This window comes from Enterobacter sp. E14S (assembly GCF_055666685.1).
In genome coordinates, this window is sequence record NZ_JBVODQ010000002.1 from 80872 (window position 1) to 102660 (window position 21789).

The window sequence follows — 21789 nt, forward strand, 5'->3', positions numbered from 1 at the left end:
TAAAAAAGGGAATAGCAGCAGTATAGTAAGTAACCGGCGAAGAATTATCCGGTTTTACGCTGACGCGTCTTTTTCACCGGTTTAATTGATTTCACTTCGCTTTCTACCCAGCCGTCGGAAAGACGCGTCGTCAGCACATCACCAGCGTTCACCTGTTTGGTCTGCTTCAGCACTTTGCCGTCCGTCGCCGTCGTCACGCTATAGCCGCGCGCCAGCGTGGAGAGGGGGCTGACCGCTTCAAGATGGGTCACCGCATTGCCAAAACGTTCGCGGGTGGTGCTCAGACGCGCCCGGACGCTCTCCGCCAGACGATACTCCAGCTGCTGGATCCGCGTTTTCGCGCGATAAATTTTTGGCTGCGGGTTCTGCTGGTTCAGGCGCTGCGTCACGCGCTGCTGGCGCGATACCGCGCGCTTAAGCTGACTATCCAGCGCGAAATTCATGCGCTGACGCAGGCGCTCCAGCACGGTCTGCTGACGCGCCAGACGCAGCTGCGGGTGCTGCTGCTGAAGACGATGATGAAGCTGGGTAAAGCGGCGGGTACGGTTGGCAAGGAAGTAGTCCATCGCCATCTCAAGACGCTGCTGGCCGTTCTGAATCTGACGCAGCAGCTCCAGCTGGTTGCGGCTGACCACTTCCGCCGCCGCAGACGGCGTAGGGGCGCGCAGGTCCGCGACAAAATCGGCTATCGTTACGTCAGTTTCGTGGCCGACGGCGCTCACCACGGGGATAAGGCTTGCAAAGATTGCCCGCGCCACGCGCTCGTCGTTAAAGCTCCACAAGTCTTCCAGCGAGCCGCCGCCGCGCCCGACGATTAATACGTCGCACTCCTGACGCGCGTTCGCCAGTTCAATGGCGCGAACTATCTGGCCCGGCGCATCGTCACCCTGAACGGCGGTCGGGTAGATGATGACGGGCAGGGAAGGGTCGCGACGCTTCAGCACGTGCAAAATATCGTGCAGTGCCGCACCGGTTTTCGAGGTGATGACCCCAACGCAGTGGGCAGGTGAGGGCAGCGTCTTTTTGTACTGCTGGTCGAACAGCCCTTCGGCAGAGAGGCGGGCTTTTAACTGTTCATACTTCTGCTGCAGCAGGCCTTCGCCCGCGGGCTGCATGCTCTCGACGATAATCTGATAATCGCCGCGCGGCTCATACAGGGTGATATTGGCGCGAACCAGAACCTGCTGGCCGTGCTGAGGGCGGAACGTCACGCGGCGGTTGCTGTTGCGGAACATCGCGCAGCGCACCTGGGCGGTGTCGTCTTTTAAGGTAAAGTACCAGTGACCGGAGGACGGCTGCGTGAAGTTAGAGATCTCACCGCTGATCCAGACCTGCCCCATTTCCTGCTCAAGCAGCAAACGCACCGTCTGATTCAGGCGGCTGACGGTATAAATTGAGGGGGATTGAGAGGATAACATGTGAGCGGGATCAAATTCTAAATCAGCAAGTTATTCAGTCGATAGTAACCTGCTGAGAGGCAATCGCAAGCTTTTTATAAAAAGTGTAGATGCAATCGGTTACGCTCTGTATAATGCCACGGCAATATTTAACCACCCAGGTCAGAGATATTGCCCATGCTACGTATCGCTAAAGAAGCACTGACGTTTGACGACGTCCTCCTCGTTCCCGCTCACTCCACTGTTCTGCCGAATACTGCCGATCTCAGCACGCAGTTGACGAAAACCATTCGCCTGAACATTCCTATGCTCTCTGCGGCAATGGACACCGTGACTGAAGCGCGCCTGGCTATCGCCCTGGCACAGGAAGGTGGCATTGGCTTTATTCACAAAAACATGTCTATCGAACGTCAGGCGGAAGAAGTTCGCCGCGTGAAGAAGCATGAATCCGGCATCGTGTCTGACCCACAGACCGTTCTGCCAACCACCACGCTGCACGAAGTGAAAGCCCTGACCGAACGTAATGGCTTCGCCGGTTACCCGGTTGTGACCGAAGAGAACGAACTGGTCGGTATTATCACCGGTCGTGACGTGCGTTTCGTGACTGACCTGAACCAGCCTGTTAGCGTCTACATGACGCCAAAAGAGCGTCTGGTCACCGTTCGCGAAGGTGAAACCCGCGACGTGGTGCTGGCAAAAATGCACGAAAAACGCGTTGAAAAAGCGCTGGTTGTTGACAGCAGCTTCCACCTGCGCGGCATGATCACCGTTAAAGATTTCCAGAAAGCAGAACGTAAGCCTAACGCCTGTAAAGACGAGCATGGCCGTCTGCGCGTTGGCGCTGCGGTTGGCGCTGGCGCCGGTAACGAAGAGCGCGTTGACGCGCTGGTTGCTGCGGGCGTTGACGTCCTGCTGATTGACTCCTCGCACGGCCACTCCGAAGGCGTTCTGCAGCGTATTCGTGATACCCGTGCTAAATACCCTGACCTGCAGATCATCGGCGGTAACGTGGCCACCGGCGCAGGCGCTCGCGCGCTGGCCGACGCTGGTTGCAGCGCGGTGAAAGTGGGTATCGGCCCTGGCTCCATCTGTACTACCCGTATCGTCACCGGCGTGGGCGTTCCGCAGATCACCGCCGTGTCTGACGCGGTTGAAGCGCTGGAAGGCACCGGTATTCCGGTTATCGCTGACGGCGGTATCCGCTTCTCAGGCGACATCGCCAAAGCGATCGCCGCGGGCGCAGCTGCCGTAATGGTAGGCTCCATGCTGGCCGGTACCGAAGAATCCCCGGGTGAAATCGAACTCTACCAGGGCCGTTCTTACAAATCTTACCGCGGTATGGGCTCCCTGGGCGCGATGTCCAAAGGCTCCTCTGACCGTTACTTCCAGACCGATAACGCCGCTGACAAACTGGTACCGGAAGGTATCGAAGGTCGCGTTGCCTATAAAGGCCGTCTGAAAGAGATCATTCACCAGCAGATGGGCGGCCTGCGCTCCTGTATGGGGCTGACCGGCTGTGGTACCATTGACCTGCTGCGTACTAAAGCGGAATTCGTACGCATCAGCGGTGCGGGTATCCAGGAGAGCCACGTTCACGACGTGACGATCACCAAAGAGTCCCCGAACTACCGTCTGGGCTCCTGATAAGTTTCCGCGCCCGGCTTCTGCCGGGCGCTCTGTTTTTGTTTCACTTGCCTCGGAATTAGCGTCAATGACGGAAAACATTCATAAACATCGCATTCTCATCCTGGACTTCGGTTCTCAGTACACTCAGCTGGTGGCGCGTCGCGTACGTGAACTGGGCGTTTACTGTGAGCTGTGGGCGTGGGATGTCACGGAAGCACAGATTCGCGAATTCAATCCAAGCGGCATCATCCTGTCCGGCGGCCCGGAAAGTACCACCGAAGAGAACAGCCCGCGCGCGCCGCAGTACGTGTTCGAAGCTGGCGTGCCGGTATTCGGCGTTTGCTACGGTATGCAGACCATGGCAATGCAGCTGGGCGGCCACGTAGAAGGCTCTAACGAGCGCGAGTTTGGCTACGCACAGGTAGAAGTCGTCACCGACAGCGCGCTGGTGCGCGGTATCGAAGACTCCCTGACCGCAGACGGCAAACCGCTGCTGGACGTGTGGATGAGCCACGGCGACAAAGTGACCGCCATCCCGTCTGACTTCGTGACCGTTGCCAGCACCGAAAGCTGCCCGTTCGCCATCATGGCGAACGAAGAAAAACGCTTCTACGGCGTGCAGTTCCACCCGGAAGTGACCCACACCCGTCAGGGTATGCGCATGCTGGAGCGCTTCGTGCGCGACATCTGCCAGTGTGAAGCCCTGTGGACCCCGGCAAAAATCATCGACGACGCCGTTGAGCGTATCCGCCAGCAGGTTGGCGATGACAAAGTGATCCTCGGCCTCTCCGGCGGCGTGGACTCCTCCGTGACCGCGATGCTGCTGCACCGCGCCATCGGCAAAAACCTGACCTGCGTCTTCGTGGACAACGGTCTGCTGCGTCTGAACGAAGCCCAGCAGGTCATGGACATGTTCGGCGACCACTTCGGTCTGAACATCATTCACGTGGAAGGCGAGCAGCGCTTCCTGGACGCGCTGAAAGGCGAGAACGATCCGGAAGCGAAACGTAAGATCATCGGCCGCGTGTTCGTGGAAGTATTCGACGAAGAGGCGCTGAAGCTGGAAGACGTGAAGTGGCTGGCGCAGGGCACTATCTACCCTGACGTGATCGAGTCTGCTGCCTCCGCAACCGGTAAAGCACACGTCATCAAATCTCACCACAACGTGGGCGGCCTGCCGAAAGAGATGAAGATGGGCCTGGTTGAACCGCTGCGCGAGCTGTTCAAAGACGAAGTGCGTAAGATCGGTCTGGAACTGGGTCTGCCGTACGACATGCTCTACCGTCACCCGTTCCCGGGTCCGGGTCTGGGCGTGCGCGTGCTGGGCGAAGTGAAGAAAGAGTACTGCGACCTGCTGCGTCGCGCGGACGCGATCTTCATCGAAGAGCTGCACAAAGCTGACCTGTACAACAAGGTAAGCCAGGCGTTCACCGTGTTCCTGCCGGTTCGCTCCGTCGGCGTGATGGGCGATGGCCGTAAGTACGACTGGGTTGTTTCCCTGCGTGCGGTGGAAACCATCGACTTCATGACCGCGCACTGGGCGCACCTGCCGTATGACTTCTTAGGCCGCGTGTCTAACAGAATAATTAATGAAGTCAATGGTATATCGCGGGTCGTATATGACATCAGCGGTAAGCCACCGGCTACGATTGAGTGGGAGTGAGTGGGTGACTTTTTAATTGCCTGACTTGATAAAAGAACACCAATAAATTTTATCTATTGGTGTTCTTTTTAATAATATGAAAGATTTAAATTCCCGTATTAAATTAAGAATACTTTATTATTCATAGTCCCAGCCCCATGAATATAAACATTGTATTGCATGAAGGAGAGCACATAAATGGATACTTTTGGATATTGAGAAATAAACCTTCCCACTTAAAGACTTATCTAAGCCCTCAGGCATGTTTATATAACCTAATGTTCTCAATTGTGTTTTTGTTCTTTTCATTTCAGAGTAAAGTTGTGGGGATTCTCTCAGTTTGAAGTGCTCTTTATTTCCCTGATGGATTAAATCGTCAAGGTAATTAGCACTTATGGAAAGATTGGCTTTTAGATTGTTGTGCAACGTATTGAAGTTAATAATTTCTTTTTGAATGTTGCTCATCAACTCTTTTAGTTTAGATTGATCAAGTCTTGCTTTCATCTCTAGAACCAGATTGCAAAAGTAAGTATCATTCACTAAATCCGCCTCTAGATATGCATTTGGTTCTAAATGATACTTTAAATTGATTTCCTCCCTGAAAGAGCAATCTCCAAATATATTTTTAACTGGATTGAGATTATCCTCAATAAAAGATATTTGGTGAAATCTATGTGATATGTTTTCTGCAGTTTGCCAGGCAAGTTGCCCCTGGAATGTACGGAAAACCATTTCTGAACTTTCATGCAGTAAATGTCTTAGATATCTCTCTGCATGTTGATTGGTGTCATATTGGTCGAAATGGTTAACTATTTTTACTAATGTTTCCCCAGCAAGTCTACTTAATTCAAGAAGATCATTTTTATGTTTGTTTTGTGTTTTAATTAGTGCTTTTCTATATGCCAGATGAGATTGAGATAAATGAGATCGATAGTCATTAAAATGATTTCTCTTTGCAAAATCACTTTGCTTTTTTGCATACAGCATACTGAATACCGATACAATTAATGCAGCAAATGATAATATTTCAGTTAATCCAATATTCATTGTATCCATAGCATATCAATTATTTTTCCACGTCCAGTAATTATACTTTGCTTAACATTTATACATCAAGGGAATTGTTCAAAAGACTAGAGTGGTAAAAATCCGCTAGGGATCGTTGTGGGACTGATTGATCTGCCCCTAGTATTAGACACAATCGTCAGTTAGTAGGGGCAGTTTGTTTACCTTAACATTTTCCATTTCGCCACCGTGCTGCAAACTCTGATGGCGTCTGATAATTCAGTATTGAATGTGGATGGCACTCGTTATAATCCCGCTACCAGTTATTAATGATTTCCCATATCGCTGAACCAGTGCTCATTCAGACATTCATCGCGAAATCGTCCGTTAAAGCTCTCAACAAATCCGTTCTGCGTTGGCTTGCCCGGCTGGATTAAGCGCAACTCAACACCACACTCAAAGGCACATTGATCCAGTGCACGGCAAGTGAACTCCTGACCTGCACCCACTACTCCGTATATGCAATTTACACTCAGAGAAGCAAGCAAGATTCCAGACCGTGTACGTCGATAGACACACATATTCGGGCTGCATCTAGCTCAGTACTGGTGTTGTGGTGCACTGGATGCTTATACCCCCCCCGCATGGGGGCTTGAATAATGCGGGAAGGCCGTTCCAGCCCACCAGGATACCACCAAGATTTGCGCCGGCGGCTCCAGCAACAGTATGTCGTGCGGTCGCTCTGACGTCATCGACGGAGTTAGGGTCCTTATCAGCCGGAGCGGGTAAGTGCCATGCTCCATGATCCCACCCAGCCCCTATATTTAGTGTCGCCGTGTTGAGCGTCGGGTGGCGGACACCTGTTGCCCCGTGTGCATTGTCGGGGCCGAACGAATAGAGCAGGCGGCAGTACTCGTTTACACCGCGGAATGGTTTTGGTGCAGCGGTTCCTCCATTTAGGTTTGCTCCATGATGAGGGACTACCACAGCTATAGGGTTTTTAGGTGCTAATGAGGGCTCGATGTGCGTATAGTTGCAGTCGCCAGTTAGAAGCCAGGTTCTACTAGGACTTAGATTTCTGTTCTCCACTACCGCAACAATTCCAGTGTCGTTTCTGCCATTCCCGGTTCCGAGCGCCAATCGGAGTTCAGTCCTCTTAGAGAGTGCGACCTTATTAATCTTTCCCGGGGGCGGGTTGTAGATGTATAGTTTGCCACCTTGGGCAATGATGTCATTTGCAAAGGCAATGTGCAGTGGTCCGACGGTTTGTAGTGGCGCAATCCATGTGCGCAGAAGTGCGGGGTAGGTTGGCGGAGTACTGACTCCAGTCGCGTACGCTCCAGCCCAATGATCTGCATCCCAGTGTGACAGTATAATTGGCGGGCAGAGTGTAAAGCAGAAAAGCAGGGGAGTCGGCGTTGTGTGCTTGTTACGATATACCCCAGCACCAAGGTCAAAGTATAGCGACGGCAGCGGATGACAAGTGATGGGTGAATTCGCATTGAGTAAAGCGTTTGCGTTTCCCTGTCCAACATCGTAGACAGCGAGCTTGTCTGCGCGAGTTTCGTTGAGAGTAGCTTGAAGACAAGCTTCTGATATTTTTGGGAAATGCTGCAACGAAAATATTCCTGCCAGAGCATTGGCGTGAACAGGTGTCGGCATTGTTCCCTGAACAAACGCAGAAATTGGCGTGGCGAACAAGCCTGGATAGATTAGCGCAGGCGTGAACCCTTTACGGTGGGTTGCAGACACCTCGAACTTAAACCATGCGCCCTCTAAAGCCTGCGTACCCTTGTTCGTATTTAGTCCGTCATAGTCAGGCAAGAATGGCAGTTCAAATGGATTTGTTCTGGCATCTAATTCTACTTCAATGCGAAATAGTGGGGCGCTTTCAAAGATGCTCGGAGTTCCGGGTGTTGGGAAGCCTTGGCTCTTCCAAGCCCCAGCTGCTTTTATAGGACTATTGATGTCAAATCGCGGGTCTTGTTTTGCCTGGTCGTTCAGCCACTTGACGTCAATTGCATCAACTGCAATTAGCACAATGTTGGCCGGAGGCCCTGACGTAACGACATGGTCTACCCGCCCAAATACACTTTGTGGCAATTTGACACGGTCGTCAAAGTCCCTTTTGAAATGGCGATTCATGCGCCTCCCTTTTTCAGAATTGTTGAGTCATCGAACAGTGGCTGACATATTATGTTATGTGTGCCGTACGACGTCATTTGATAAATGTAAACGGGCCAAGCTTGTTGCCATGCAATTAGCACAGGGCTGTATCAGATAAGGTTAGCTTTAATGCACCTCTATTGCGGCAAACGTGAAGTGTACGAACGTCCGGTGACTGTTGTATAGAATGACTTCCAGTAAGCCGACATTCGCAAACGACTGGAATCGCCGCATATCTTCCTTCTGGTGGAACAATCTTAAAAACCGCAATCAGACTGGCCCGGACATTAGGCCTTGAATGCGAATTCCCGTGGTTGGCGGATGCGTGACACTATGCGTTGACCATAAACCCGATTACACTCCGTTACAATGCTATCCTTGCTGCCATGCATTTCTACAAGGGTATTTTTCATGGTGTTGAGTAGCGTGTGATTACCATAGTGTTGTTTTATAATGTTTTTTATTGTTATTGGTAATTGTGTGGGAGTAATTTCCCGCTGAATTAACAACCAAACCCTCTGCCTGTGCAGGGGGGTTTTTATTGCCTTACTTCCCCTCTCCCAACCGATACGCCAGCGCCACCACCAGCGACTGCACCAGGCACAGCGTTGCCGACTGTGACCGGAACGCATCCACCTGCGCCTCTTTCACCACAAAGCAGAGATCGCTGAACGTCGCCAGCGGGCTTATCTGGCTGTCCGTAATCACGATCTGCCGAGCGCTGACGCTGGCGGCGGTTTCGCTGACCATCACCGTCTCTTCCGCGTACGGCGAGAAGCTGATCGACACCACGATGTCGCGCGCCTTAATGCGGCTGATCTGCTCGCGCAGCATCCCGCCCATCCCGTCGAGCAGGATAGGGCGACACTCCAGGTGGCTCAGGGCGTAGGTCAGATACGCGGCAACGCTAAAGGAGCGGCGCAGCCCGGCGATGTAGATGGTGTCGGCGTCGGCCAATAGATGCACCGCGCGCTCCAGCATTTCCGGCTCGGCGCGGGCGGCCAGCTGCTGTAGCGCCTGGGCGTTCGAGCGGGCGAACTCCTGCAGGATATCGAGCGGCGTTTCCGGCACGGCCTCGCTCTCCATCTCGCGAAACAGCCGCGCGCGGTCGCTGTAGCTGGCGGTCTCCTCCACCAGGTTCATGCGAAACAGCTGTTTCATTTCGTTGAAGCCGGTGAAGTCAAAGGCGTTGGCAAAGCGGATCAGCGTCGAGGGCGGCACGTCGGCGCGCTCGGCAATGACGGCAACCGTATCAAAGGCCACGCTGTTGGTGTTATCCAGCACGTAGCGGGAGACCTGCTGCAGCCTCTTGCTCAGGCTATCGTAGCGATCGCGGATTTGCTGCTGCAGTTCGTTCAGGCTGGTTGCTGTCGTCATCTTATCCCCCAAATACAGTCTTATGATTCTAAACGCAAAACCGCGTCTTTTAAATGTCGGCCATCCATCTGGCAGCAAAAATGAAACAGAAACTTCAGTCATTTCCTCGCCCGAAATCCCTTAATAGCGCACGCTGCGTCAGTGTTGTTGGCTGTTAACATAAAAATCCATCCTTGATCACAATAATCATCATTTATTTTATTTCAACTTAAAATGGAATATTTGTTTCATATATAGTGTTCAGTACACAGTGTTCAGGTAACAGTCACGTATCAACAGCGAGAGGTTAAGGATGGAGACGGTAGCGAATTTTATTCACGGCGAATGTGTCACCGGTTCAGGCCAGCGCGTTCAGGCGATCTTCAACCCGGCCACCGGTGAGCAGATCCGCCAGGTGGTGATGAGTACGGCGCAGGAAACGGAGCAGGCGATTGCCGCCGCGCAGCAGGCGTTTCCGGCGTGGGCGCGCCATGCTCCGCTTAAGCGCGCGCGCGTGATGTTCCGCTTCAAGGCGCTGCTGGAAGAGAACATGGAGCGCCTGGCCCGCATCATCAGCGAAGAGCACGGCAAGGTCTTCTCCGACGCGGTGGGCGAACTGACCCGCGGCCTGGAGGTGGTGGAATTTGCCTGCGGCATCCCGCATCTGCAAAAGGGTGAACACTCTGCGAACGTCGGCACGGGCGTCGACAGCCACTCGCTGATGCAGCCGCTCGGCGTCTGCGCCGGGATCACGCCGTTTAACTTCCCGGCGATGGTGCCGATGTGGATGTTCCCGATTGCGCTGGCGACCGGCAACACCTTCGTGCTGAAGCCGTCGGAAAAAGATCCTTCTCTCGCGCTGGCGCTGGCGCAGCTGCTGAAAGAGGCCGGCCTGCCGGACGGCGTGTTCAACGTGGTGCAGGGCGATAAGGAGTCCGTTGACGTGCTCCTGACAGACCCGCGCGTGCAGGCGGTGAGCTTTGTCGGCTCCACGCCGATTGCGGAATACATTTACCAGACCGCGTCCGCCCACGGAAAGCGCTGCCAGGCGCTGGGCGGCGCGAAAAACCACTGCATCCTGATGCCGGATGCCGACATGGAGATGGCTACTAACGCCATCATGGGCGCGGCCTACGGCGCGGCGGGCGAACGCTGCATGGCGCTCTCGGTTGTGCTGGCGGTGGGGGATAAAACCGCCGATGACCTCTGCGCCCGGCTGGAGAAACAGATTGCCGCGCTGCGCGTCGGGCCGGGCCTGGACCAGTCGCCGGAAAACGAAATGGGGCCGCTCATCTCCTCCGTGCACCGTAGCAAGGTGCTGGGCTACATCGATAGCGGGGAAGCGCAGGGAGCGAAACTTCGCGTGGACGGTCGCGGCTTCAGCGTGAAGGGCCACGAGCAGGGTTACTTCGTCGGGCCTACGCTGTTCGATAAGGTCACCCCGGAGATGACCATCTATAAAGAAGAGATTTTCGGCCCGGTGCTTTCTGTGGTGCGCGTAGCAGATTACGCCAGCGCGGTGGACCTGATTAACCGCCATGAATATGGTAATGGCTCGGCCATTTTCACCCGTGACGGCGGCTATGCGCGCCGTTTCTGCGAAGAGGTACAGGCGGGTATGGTGGGCGTCAACGTGCCGATCCCGGTACCGATGGCGTTCCACAGCTTCGGCGGCTGGAAGCGCTCTATTTTTGGCGCACTCAACGTTCACGGCAGCGACGGCGCGCGCTTCTACACCCGAATGAAAACTATCACCGCGCGCTGGCCGGAAATGCAGCAGGAGACAGGCGCTGCGTTCTCTATGCCAACGCTGGGCTGACAGGAGGTTTTATGCAAACCGAACGTATGACCATGGCCCAGGCGCTGGTCCGGTTCCTTAATCAACAGTACGTCAGCGTGGACGGCAACGAAACGCCCTTCGTGGAGGGCGTGGCCACCATCTTTGGGCACGGCAACGTGCTCGGTATCGGCCAGGCGCTGGAGCAGGACCCGGGCCATCTGCAGGTGATGCAGGGCTGCAACGAGCAGGGTATCGCCCATATGGCGACGGGATTCGCCAAACAGCACCGCCGTCAGCGCATTTTTGCCGTCACCTCCTCCGTCGGGCCGGGCGCCGCCAATATGGTCACGGCGGCGGCCACCGCTACGGCGAACCGCATCCCGCTGCTGCTGTTGCCGGGCGATATCTACGCCAGCCGCCAGCCGGACCCGGTGCTGCAGCAGATCGAGCAGTATCACGATCTCAGCATCAGCACCAACGACTGCTTCCGTCCGGTCTCCCGCTACTGGGACCGCATCAACCGCCCCGAGCAGCTGATGAGCGCGATGCTAAGCGCGATGCGAACGCTCACTGACCCCGCCAATACCGGCGCGGTGACCATCTCCCTGCCGCAGGACGTGCAGGGAGAGGCCTGGGACTACCCGCTGAGCTTCTTCGCGCGTCGCGTGCACCACATCGAGCGCCGTCCGCCCGATTCGCAGCGTCTGGCGCGGGCACGGGCGCTGATCGCCCGCAAGCGTCGTCCGCTGGTGGTGTGCGGCGGCGGCGTGCGCTATTCCGGCGCGCATGAGGCGTTTCGCGAATTTGTCGAGACGCTGCGGCTGCCGTTTGCCGAAACCCAGGCCGGAAAGGGGGCGCTGGTAAGTGACCACCCACTTAACCTGGGCGGCATAGGGGTGACGGGCGGAATGGCCGCCAACCAGCTCGCGCCACAGGCTGACCTGGTGATTGGCGTCGGCACGCGCCTGACCGATTTTACTACCGGCTCCAAGGCGCTCTTTTCCCACCCGGACGTTGAATTCCTGCTGCTGAACGTGGCCGAGTTTGATGCCCTGAAGCTGGACGCCACCGCGCTGATTGCCGATGCCCAAACCGGGCTGACGGCATTAACCCACTTGCTCAAGGAGTATCGCAGCGGCTGGGGAGAGGCGATAGCCGAGGCGAAGTCCGCCTGGCGCGACGAGTGCCGCCGCCTGTGGGATCGCCAGTGGCGCCCTGACGACGCGCCCGAGGTGGCGGGACACCTGGACGCGCAGCTGGCGGAATACGGCGAGACGCTCAGCACCCGCCTGACCCAAACGCGGGTGCTGGGGCTGATCAACCAGCATATTGAAGATAGCGCCGTTGTGGTGGGCGCGGCCGGTTCGCTGCCGGGCGATTTACAGCGTCTCTGGCAGGTCAAAACGCCGGACAGCTATCACCTGGAGTACGGCTACTCCTGCATGGGCTACGAGATTGCGGCGGCCCTCGGCGCGAAGCTCGCCAGACCCGAACTGCCGGTGTACGCCATGGTGGGGGATGGCTCCTACATGATGCTGCACTCCGAGCTGCAAACCGCCGTTCAGGAGGGCATTAAGATCGCCGTTCTGCTGTTTGATAACGCCAGCTTCGGCTGCATTAACAACCTGCAGATGGGGCACGGCATGGGCAGCTTTGGCACGGAAAACCGCCATCGCAACCCGGAAACCGGGCGCCTTGACGGGCCGCTGGTGAAGGTCGACTTTGCGCAAAACGCGGAAAGCTACGGCTGCCGCGCGTGGCGGGTGAACGACGAGCAAACCCTGTTGGCGGCGCTGGAGGCATCACGGGCGCATCCGGGCCCGACGCTGCTGGACATCAAGGTGCTGCCGAAGACAATGACCCACGACTACGCCTCGTGGTGGCGAACCGGTGACGCGCAGGTGGCAGAGTCTTCTGCCGTGCGTGAGGCTGCGGAACAAACGCAGGCGCAGGTGAAAAAAGCCCGCCAGTATTGAGATTTCCTGCCGTAACGAAATTTTCATTTCATTTTGATTTTTCCCCTCACCCTAACCCTCTCCCTCAGGGAGAGGGGACGGATCGGTGCGGTTTTTTCTCCCTCGCCCCTTTGTTATGGAGGGGCATCCCTCCCGCCATGTTGTGAGATTGATAACAAAATTTATCTCATTCATCTCAAAAGTGTTAACCCACACTCAAAAACATAATTTTCACTATTTATAAAAATGAAATAAATGTTTTATTTATAGGGTCGTTAGTTCACAGCATTCACCAACACCGGGAGCCGTTATGTTTAACATTGCTTTACTGGGCGCTGGCCGAATTGGCCAGGTACATGCAGCTAACATCGCCAGCCACGGCGCGACCACGCTCTGGTCCGTGGTTGACCCGAATCAGGAATTTGCCACCCGTCTCGCCGCGCAGTACCAGGCCCGCCAGCAGAGCCTGAACGAGGCGATGACCGACCCTAACGTTCACGCCGTGCTGATCGCCTCCGCCACCGATACCCACGCGGATCTGATTGAAATGGCCGCCCGCCACGGCAAGGCCATCTTCTGCGAAAAGCCGGTCCACCTTGACCTCGCCCGCGTGCGCGACTGCCTGAAGGTGGTCAAAGAGTATGACGTGCCGCTGTTCATCGGCTTCAACCGCCGCTTTGACCCGCAGTTCCGCCGCGTGAAAACCGACGTGCAGGCCGGGCGCATCGGCAAACCGGAATCGCTGCTGATCATCTCTCGTGACCCGTCTCCGCCGCCTGCGGAATACGTGCGCGTCTCCGGCGGTATGTTCCGCGATATGACCATTCATGACTTTGACATGGCCCGCTTCATCATGGGCGAAGAGCCGGTGTCGGTGTATGCCCAGGGCAGCAACCTGGTGGATCCGGCGATTGGCGAGGCGGGGGATATCGATACCGCGTTTATCGTTCTGAAATATGCCTCCGGCGCGATGGCAACCATCGTCAACAGCCGCCGTTCATCTTACGGCTACGACCAGCGCCTGGAGCTGCACGGCTCCGAAGGGCTGCTGTGCGCGGGCAACATTCTTGAAACCAGGTGCAGCACTACGGCAAACAGGGCTGCACCAGCGCGCTGCCGGAACACTTCTTCCTGCAGCGCTACAAATCCGCTTACGCCGCGGAATGGGAACACTTTGTTGCGGTCCTGCGCGGCGAAGCGGTGCCTGACTGCAGCGGCGATGATGGTGAACGTGCGCTGTACCTTGCGGATAAAGCGCTGGAGTCACTGCGCAGCCAGCGCGAGATCGTCCTCTAAACACAACAACCCTACACAGAGAGACATAATAATGAAAAAACTGATCGTAGCCGCCCTCATCGCCATGGCGTCCGGGGCCGCCCTCGCCGAAAACGAGCAAATTGTTTTCAGTACGCCAAACCTGGCCATGCCGTTTGAAGTTCACATGCAGCGCACGGCGGTGAAAGCCGCAAAAGAGATGGGCGTGAAGCTTCAGGTGCTGGACGGACAGGGCAGCTCGCCGAAGCAGGTGGCTGACCTGGAAAACGCCATCACCCGCGGGGCGCAAGGCTTTATCGTCTCCCCGAACGACGTCAACGCGGTCTCCAGCGCGGTGGATGAAATTCAGGATGCGAAGCTGCCGATCGTCACCCTTGACCGCTCCGTCGACAGCCAGAAGAAAGTGCCGCACTTTGGCGCCAACAACTACAAGGGCGGCCAGGCGGTTGGCGACTTCGTCAAAACCAAATTCCCCAACGGCGCGGACATCATTCTCCTCACCGGCCAGCCGGGCTCCTCTTCCAATATTGAACGCACCAAAGGGATCCGCGACAGCCTGAAGGCGGGCGGGGATAAATACAAGATCGTCGCCGATCAGACCGGTAACTGGATGCGTTCGGAAGGAATGCGCATCGTTGAAAGCGTGCTGCCTTCGCTGCCGAAGCGCCCGCAGGTGATCCTCTCCGCCAACGACGATATGGCTCTGGGCGCGATTGAAGCGCTGCAGAGCCAGGGCGTGAAGCCGGGCGAAATTCTCGTAACCGGCTTTGATGCGGTGCCGGAAGCGCTGGCCCGCGTGCGCGACGGCTGGCTGGCGGTAACGGCGGATCAGCGTCCGGGCTTTGCGGTGCAGACGGCGATGAGCCAGCTGGTGGCCAACGTGCGCGAGAAGAAAGCCATCACCGGGGCCGACTACCCGCCGACGCTGATCACCAAAGAGAACCTGCAGCAGGCTGAGCGTATCGGTGAGGCCGGTAACTAATATGTCCCGAGCCGCCTCTGGCGGCTCATCATGAGGAGGAGCAGACCGATGTCGCAACCCTTACTGAAAGTGACCGACCTGGCAAAAAGCTTTTCCGGCGTCTGGGCGCTGAGCAGCGCTCAGCTGACCGTCGGCAGCGGCGAAATTCACGCCCTGCTGGGGGAAAACGGGGCGGGAAAATCCACGCTGCTGAAGGCGCTCGCGGGCGCGCAGCCGCAAACGCGCGGGGATATCTGGTTCAACGGCGAAACGCTGCCGGTGGACGACTCCCCGGTGGAACGGCAGAACAAGGGCATTATCACCATCTATCAGGAATTCAACCTGCTGCCCAACATGACCGTCGCGGAAAACATGTTTCTCGGCCGCGAGCCGCGCAGGCGTAACCTGATCGTCGACGAAAGGGCGGTCAACCAGGAGGCGCAGGTCATTCTCGATTACCTCCAGCTGAACGTTGCGCCGACCACGCCTGTCGCCCGCCTGAGCGTCGCCCAGCAGCAGATGGTGGAGATCGCCCGGGCGCTGACCCTCAACGCCCGGTTAATCATTATGGACGAACCTTCCGCCGCGCTGAGCGACAGCGAGGTGGAAAGCCTGCACCGCGTGGTGCGGGAGCTTAAAAACCGCGGCGTGAGCATTATTTACGTTACCCACCGTCTGCACGAAGTTTTCCAGCTCTGCGATCGCTTCACCGTTTTCCAGGACGGCCGTTTCACCGGCACCGGCGCGGTGGCGGAGACCAACGTCGAACAGCTGATCCGCCTGATGGTCGGGCGCGACGTGGCCTTTAACCGTCGTCCGCCCAGCGAAACGCATCACGAGGACAAACCCGTCCGCCTGGCGGTGAAGGGGCTGAGCCGCGAAAAGCCGCCGCTGGATCCGCACGGCATCGCCCTGCACGACATCAGCTTCCACGTCCATGCCGGGGAAGTTCTGGGCATTGCCGGGCTGGTGGGCGCGGGACGTACCGAAGTGGCGCGCTGCCTGTTTGGCGCAGACGCCTTTACCTCGGGGAGTTTTGAGCTGGACGGCGTGCCGTACCAGCCGCGCGACCCGCTGTATGCCCTCGATCAGGGCGTGGCGCTGGTGCCGGAAGACCGCAAAAAAGAGGGGGCGGTGCTGGGGCTGTCGATTCGTGACAACCTGTCGCTCTCCTGTCTCTCCTCGCTGCTCCAGTGGCGCTGGTTCGTAAACACCCGAAAAGAGGACGATCTGATTGAGTCCTACCGCAAGGCGCTGCAGATCAAAATGGTCAACAGCGCGCAGGAGGTGCGCAAGCTCTCCGGCGGCAACCAGCAAAAGGTGATCCTCGCGCGCTGCATGGCGCTCAACCCGCGGGTGCTGATCGTCGATGAGCCGACGCGCGGCATCGACGTGGGGACCAAATCGGAAGTGCACCAGGTGCTGTTTGACATGGCGAAAAAGGGCGTGGCGGTGATCGTGATCTCCTCCGATCTGCCTGAGGTGATGGCGGTGTCCGACCGGATCATCACCCTCAGCGAAGGCCGGGTGACCGGCGAGATCCACGGCGACGATGCCAACGAAGAACGGCTGATGACGATGATGGCCATCAACCACAACGCCCTGAACGCGGCATAACGGAGTTTCTCATGACGCAGATGATTTCTAAAACGCAGGCCCCGGTCAAACGCGCCGGACGCATCGATCCCATCGCCTTCTTCGAGCGCTTCGGGGTGCTGATTTTCATGATCCTGCTGCTGATCTTCTTCCAGTCGCAGAACAGCAACTTTTTCTCTGAACGCAATATTTTCAACATCCTGACCGAAGTGTCCATCTACGGGATCATGGCCGTGGGGATGACCTTCGTCATTCTCACCGCCGGGATCGACCTCTCCGTGGGCTCCATTCTGGCGGTGTGCGCCATGACCGCGGCGTACGTGATCAAAGGCGATAACTTCACCACCGTCGACCCGAACGCCTGGGGCGGCATGAGCTGGCTGATCGGGCTGGGAATTTGTCTGGCGATGGGTACGGCGATTGGCTTCCTGCACGGCCTGGGCGTCACCCGCCTGCGCCTGCCGCCGTTCATCGTCACCCTCGGAGGGATGACCATCTGGCGCGGCCTGACGCTGGTGATTAACGACGGCGCGCCGATCGCCGGTTTCGACCCTGGCTACCGCTGGTGGGGACGCGGGGAGCTGCTCGGCATCTCTATTCCGATCTGGATCTTCGCCATCGTCGCCGTCGGCGGCTATCTGGCGCTGCATAAAACCCGCTGGGGCCGCTTCGTCTACGCCATCGGCGGCAACCCGGAGGCGGCGCGGCTGGCGGGGGTCAACGTGAAGCGCGTGCTGGTCAGCGTCTACGTGCTGATCGGCTGTCTGGCCGGGCTGGCGGGCTTCATCCTGAGCGCGCGTCTGGGGAGCGCCGAGGCGGTGGCCGGGATTTCCTTTGAGCTGCGCGTCATCGCCTCGGTGGTGATCGGCGGCACCTCGCTGATGGGCGGCTACGGGCGCATCGGCGGCACCATTATCGGCTCCATCATCATGGGCATTCTGATTAATGGCCTGGTGCTGATGAACGTCTCGGCCTACTACCAGCAGATTATCACCGGATTAATTATCGTTCTGGCGGTGGCATTCGATACCTATGCCAAAAGCCGTCGCGGCGCACTGTGAGGATCACGATGAAAGAGGTTCGTATTGGATTAATTGGCACCGGGTATATCGGCAAGGCGCACGCTATCGCCTATGCCCAGGCCCCGACGGTCTTCAACCTGCGCGGCAGGCTGGTGCGCGAGATGGTGGCGGAAGTCACGCCGGAGCTGGCGGCAGCGCGCGCGCAGGCGTTTGGCTTCAACCGCTCCACCGGAGACTGGCGGGCGCTGGTGGCCGACCCGGCCATTGACGTGGTGGATATTTGCTCTCCCAACCATCTGCATAAAGAGATGGCGCTGGAGGCGATCCGCCACGGCAAGCACGTCTACTCGGAAAAGCCGCTGGCGCTGAACGCCCACGACGCGCGTGAAATGGTTGAGGCTGCACAGCGGGCAGGAGTGAAAACGCTGGTGGGGTTCAACTACATGAAAAACCCGACGGCGCAGCTGGCGAAGGAGATTATCGCGCGCGGCGAGATTGGCGAGGTGATCCACTTCTACGGCACCCACAACGAAGACTATATGGCCGACCCGCTCTCGCCCATTCACTGGCACTGCTTCAAAGAGACCGCCGGGCTGGGGGCGCTGGGCGACCTCGCGGCGCATATCGTCAACATGGCCCAGTACCTGGTGGGGGATATCGAGCAGGTCTGCGGCGATCTGAAGATCGTGGTTCCGGCGCGCCCGGCGAAGGCCGGATCGTCAGAGATGATTGCCGTTGAAAACGAGGATCAGGCCCACGCGATGGTGCGTTTTGCGGGCGGGGCGCAGGGTGTGATTGAAACCTCCCGCGTTGCCTGCGGCCGCAAGATGGGGCTGTCGTACGTCATCACCGGAACGAAAGGCGCCATCAGCTTCACTCAGGAGCGCATGGCGGAGCTGAAGCTTTATCTGCATGACGATCCGGTGAACCGCCAGGGGTTCCGCACGCTGCTCGTCGGCCCGTCACACCCGGACTACGCCGCGTTCTGCATGGGCGCGGGACACGGGATTGGCTTTAACGATCAAAAAACGGTGGAGGTGCGCGACCTGGTGGACGGGATAGCCGCCGACGCGCCGATGTGGCCGGACTTCGAAGAGGGCTGGAAGGTGTCTCGCGTGCTGGACGCGATTGCGCTCTCGCACCGGGAAGGCCGCTGGCTGAACGTGAACGACATTGTCTGATGAGGTATCAACGTGGAAAAGCAGTTTGATGTGATATGCATGGGCCGCGTGGCGGTAGACCTCTACAGTCAGCAGATTGGTGCCCGTCTGGAAGACGCGTCGAGCTTCGCCAAATATCTCGGCGGGTCATCGGGGAACGTGGCGTACGGCACCGCGCGTCAGGGTTTACGTTCGTCGATGCTGGCGCGCGTCGGCGATGAACATATGGGTCGCTTCCTGCGGGAAGAGCTCAACCAGGTGGGCTGCGATACCAGCCATCTGATTACCGATAAACAACGCCTTACGGCGCTGGTGCTGCTCGGCATTAAAGACCGGGACACCTTTCCACTGATTTTTTATCGCGATAACTGCGCGGATATGGCGATTACCGCCAGCGATGTGGACGAAAGCTACATTGCCTCCGCACGTTGTCTTGCCATCACCGGGACTCACCTTTCTCATCCGCAAACCCGCGAGGCGGTGCTGACGGCGCTGGGCTATGCCCGCCGTCACGGCGTGCGCACGGTGCTGGACATCGACTATCGTCCGGTGCTGTGGGGGCTGACCGCCTTAGGCGACGGGGAAACGCGCTTTATCGCCGCCGATAAGGTCACCCGCGAGCTGCAGGAGGTTCTGCACCTCTTCGACGTCATTGTCGGCACCGAAGAGGAGTTTCACATTGCGGGCGGCAGCACGGATACCCTCCAGGCGCTGGGGCAGGTGCGCGCCGTCAGTGACGCTACGCTGGTCTGCAAACGCGGCGCGCTCGGCTGCTCGGTCTATACCGACGCCATTCCGCCCCGGCTGGACGACGGCCTGACGGTGACCGGCGTGCGCGTGGAGGTGCTGAACGTCCTCGGAGCGGGGGACGCGTTTATGTCCGGCCTGCTGCGCGGCTACCTGAACGACGAGGGCTGGGAGCAGGCGTGCCGCTACGCCAACGCCTGCGGCGCGCTGGTGGTCTCGCGCCACGGCTGCGCCCCGGCGATGCCGAGCAAAATCGAGCTGGATGACTATCTTTCCCGCGCCGCGAACGTGCCGCGCCCGGATCTCGACCCGCGTCTTAACCATCTCCACCGGGTGACCACCCGCCGCCGCGAATGGCCGGAGCTGTGCGTGATGGCCTTCGACCACCGCAGCCAGCTTGAGGATATGGCGATGCAGTGCGGCGCGTCGCTTAAGCGCATTCCGGCGCTGAAGCAGCTGATCCTGCAGGCCAGCCGCGAGGCGGCGAGCCGCGCCGGGCTGGAGGGCAAAGCCGGCCTGCTGTGCGACGGCACCTTTGGTCAGGACGCGCTGAACGCGATTACCGGGGAAGGGTGGTGGATTGGTCGCCCCATCGAGCTTCCGGGCTCCCGGCCGCTGGAGATGGAGCACGGTAACATCGGCACCCAGCTTATCAGCTGGCCGCAGGAGCACGTGGTGAAGTGCCTGGTCTTCTTCCACCCGGAAGATGCCCACGGCCTGCGCCTGGAGCAGGAGCAGAAAATCGCCGAGGTGTACCACGCCTGCTGCCGGTCCGGGCACGAGCTGCTGCTGGAGGTGATCCTGCCCGCGACCATGCCGCGCAGCGACGAGCTCTACCTGCGCGCCATCTCCCGCTTCTACAACCTGGGCATTTACCCGGACTGGTGGAAGCTGCCGCCGCTCTCGGCTGACGGCTGGACGGCGCTGAGCGAGATTATCGAACGCCGGGATCCGCACTGCCGCGGGGTGGTGATCCTCGGCCTGGACGCTCCGGCGGAACAGCTGCGCGCCGACTTCAAAGCCGCAGCGGGGCAGACGCTGGTGAAAGGCTTCGCCGTAGGGCGCACGCTGTTTGGCGATGCCTCCCGCGCGTGGCTGAAGCACGATATTGACGATGCGCAGCTGGTGGCGCGCATCCGGGACAACTACCTGCAGCTTATCGCCTGGTGGCGCGAGCGCGGACACGCATAATGGAGACGACAATGAGTGTGCAATTAGGCATTAACCCGCTGACGTGGACGAACGACGATCTGCCTTCTCTCGGCGCGGAAACCTCGCTGGAAACCTGTCTGAGCGAAGGGAAAGAGGCCGGTTTTGCCGGCTTCGAACTGGGCAATAAATTCCCGCGCGAAGCGCGCCTGCTTGGCCCCATCCTGCAGCGTCACGACCTGCAGCTGGTCTCCGGCTGGTACTCCGGCCGCCTGCTGGAGCGCAGCGTGGAGGAGGAGATCGCCGCCGTGCAGTCCCACCTGACGCTGCTGCGCGAGCTGGGGGCGAAGGTGCTGGTGTTTGCGGAAGTGAGCGGCTGCATTCACGGCGAGCAGCAGACCCCGGTGCATCTGCGCCCGCGCTTCCCGCAGGAACGCTGGAAGGAGTACGGCGAGAAGCTCACCGAATTTGCCCGCTACACCCAGCAGCAGGGCGTGCAGATTGCCTACCATCACCATATGGGCACGGTGATTGAGTCTGCCGAGGACGTGGACAACCTGATGACTCACACCGGGGAGGCGGTCGGACTGCTGCTGGATACCGGCCATCTGACCTTTGCCGGGGCCGATCCGCTGGCGGTGGCGCAGCGCTGGGCGTCGCGCATCAACCACGTTCACTGCAAAGACGTGCGCGCCGACGTGCTGGCGGACGTGAAAAACCGCAAAACCAGCTTCCTCGATGCGGTGCTGAGCGGCGTGTTTACCGTGCCGGGCGACGGCTGCGTCGATTACCCGCCGATTATGCGGCTGCTGAAGGCGCAGGATTATCACGGCTGGCTGGTGGTCGAGGCGGAGCAGGATCCGGCGATTGCCCATCCGCTGACCTACGCCCGTCTGGGGTATAACAACCTGAGCCGCCTGGCGCGCGACGCCGGACTGATTTGAGGAGGGAA

At 58.4% G+C, this 21789-nt stretch carries 14 protein-coding genes and 2 pseudogenes; 11 read left to right on the forward strand and 5 right to left on the reverse strand.

Translation table 11 applies throughout. From position 1 onward, the window contains the following. Positions 1 to 44 precede the first annotated feature (44 nt). Positions 45 to 1418 carry an exodeoxyribonuclease VII large subunit gene (gene xseA, locus ACZ6J2_RS05625; protein ID WP_471725110.1) on the reverse strand — a complete coding sequence of 458 codons (1374 nt, stop codon included), beginning with the start codon at positions 1416 to 1418 and terminating at the stop codon, positions 45 to 47. Positions 1419 to 1574: 156 nt separating this feature from the next. Between xseA and guaB the strand changes: the two genes are divergently transcribed. Together guaB and guaA are read left to right on the forward strand one after the other, a co-directional pair. Then, complete coding sequence (gene guaB / locus ACZ6J2_RS05630) at positions 1575 to 3041, forward strand: IMP dehydrogenase (protein ID WP_023333022.1); 1467 nt, start codon at positions 1575 to 1577, stop codon at positions 3039 to 3041. Between the two features lie 67 nt (positions 3042 to 3108). Then, a complete protein-coding gene (gene guaA, locus ACZ6J2_RS05635) occupies positions 3109 to 4686 on the forward strand; it encodes a glutamine-hydrolyzing GMP synthase (RefSeq protein ID WP_033146195.1) in 1578 nt (525 codons plus the stop codon). Positions 4687 to 4803: 117 nt separating this feature from the next. Here guaA and ACZ6J2_RS05640 read toward each other — a convergent pair whose 3' ends face one another. The 4 genes and pseudogenes from ACZ6J2_RS05640 to ACZ6J2_RS05655 all read right to left on the reverse strand — a co-directional run bounded on the left by ACZ6J2_RS05640 (position 4804) and on the right by ACZ6J2_RS05655 (position 9213). Next, positions 4804 to 5712 (reverse strand): hypothetical protein, encoded by a 909-nt coding sequence (locus ACZ6J2_RS05640; protein WP_471725112.1) that lies wholly within the window; start codon positions 5710 to 5712, stop codon positions 4804 to 4806. Positions 5713 to 5896: 184 nt separating this feature from the next. Then, a pseudogene (locus ACZ6J2_RS05645) lies at positions 5897 to 6170 on the reverse strand (integrase core domain-containing protein); the annotation flags it as partial. Positions 6171 to 6264: 94 nt separating this feature from the next. Next, a complete protein-coding gene (locus tag ACZ6J2_RS05650) occupies positions 6265 to 7815 on the reverse strand; it encodes a ComEC/Rec2 family competence protein (protein ID WP_471725114.1) in 1551 nt (516 codons plus the stop codon). A 567-nt stretch (positions 7816 to 8382) separates the two neighbouring features. After that, a complete protein-coding gene (locus ACZ6J2_RS05655; protein ID WP_471725116.1) occupies positions 8383 to 9213 on the reverse strand; it encodes a MurR/RpiR family transcriptional regulator in 831 nt (276 codons plus the stop codon). Positions 9214 to 9505: 292 nt separating this feature from the next. Between ACZ6J2_RS05655 and ACZ6J2_RS05660 the strand changes: the two genes are divergently transcribed. The 9 genes and pseudogenes from ACZ6J2_RS05660 (at position 9506) to iolE (ending at position 21781) form a co-directional block, all read left to right on the forward strand. Then, positions 9506 to 11011 (forward strand): CoA-acylating methylmalonate-semialdehyde dehydrogenase, encoded by a 1506-nt coding sequence (locus ACZ6J2_RS05660; protein ID WP_471725118.1) that lies wholly within the window; start codon positions 9506 to 9508, stop codon positions 11009 to 11011. An 11-nt stretch (positions 11012 to 11022) separates the two neighbouring features. Next, the gene (gene iolD / locus ACZ6J2_RS05665) at positions 11023 to 12948 is read left to right on the forward strand and encodes a 3D-(3,5/4)-trihydroxycyclohexane-1,2-dione acylhydrolase (decyclizing) (protein ID WP_471725119.1); all 1926 of its coding nucleotides are present in this window, start codon (positions 11023 to 11025) and stop codon (positions 12946 to 12948) included. Between the two features lie 289 nt (positions 12949 to 13237). Then, positions 13238 to 14223: pseudogene (gene iolG / locus ACZ6J2_RS05670) on the forward strand (inositol 2-dehydrogenase). A 31-nt stretch (positions 14224 to 14254) separates the two neighbouring features. Beyond that, entirely contained in the window at positions 14255 to 15184 is a 930-nt protein-coding gene (locus ACZ6J2_RS05675) for a substrate-binding domain-containing protein (RefSeq protein ID WP_471725121.1), read from the forward strand. A 48-nt stretch (positions 15185 to 15232) separates the two neighbouring features. Next, a complete protein-coding gene (locus ACZ6J2_RS05680) occupies positions 15233 to 16780 on the forward strand; it encodes a sugar ABC transporter ATP-binding protein (protein ID WP_471725123.1) in 1548 nt (515 codons plus the stop codon). A gap of 11 nt (positions 16781 to 16791) precedes the next feature. Continuing rightward, entirely contained in the window at positions 16792 to 17820 is a 1029-nt protein-coding gene (locus ACZ6J2_RS05685; protein ID WP_028014045.1) for an ABC transporter permease, read from the forward strand. Positions 17821 to 17828: 8 nt separating this feature from the next. Further along, positions 17829 to 18962, forward strand: coding sequence for a Gfo/Idh/MocA family protein (locus ACZ6J2_RS05690; protein WP_471725125.1), 1134 nt, complete (start codon positions 17829 to 17831; stop codon positions 18960 to 18962). A 12-nt stretch (positions 18963 to 18974) separates the two neighbouring features. Then, positions 18975 to 20879 carry a bifunctional 5-dehydro-2-deoxygluconokinase/5-dehydro-2-deoxyphosphogluconate aldolase gene (locus ACZ6J2_RS05695; RefSeq protein ID WP_471725126.1) on the forward strand — a complete coding sequence of 635 codons (1905 nt, stop codon included), beginning with the start codon at positions 18975 to 18977 and terminating at the stop codon, positions 20877 to 20879. 11 nt (positions 20880 to 20890) lie between these two features. Then, positions 20891 to 21781, forward strand: coding sequence for a myo-inosose-2 dehydratase (gene iolE / locus ACZ6J2_RS05700; protein ID WP_047652661.1), 891 nt, complete (start codon positions 20891 to 20893; stop codon positions 21779 to 21781). Positions 21782 to 21789: the final 8 nt, after the last annotated feature.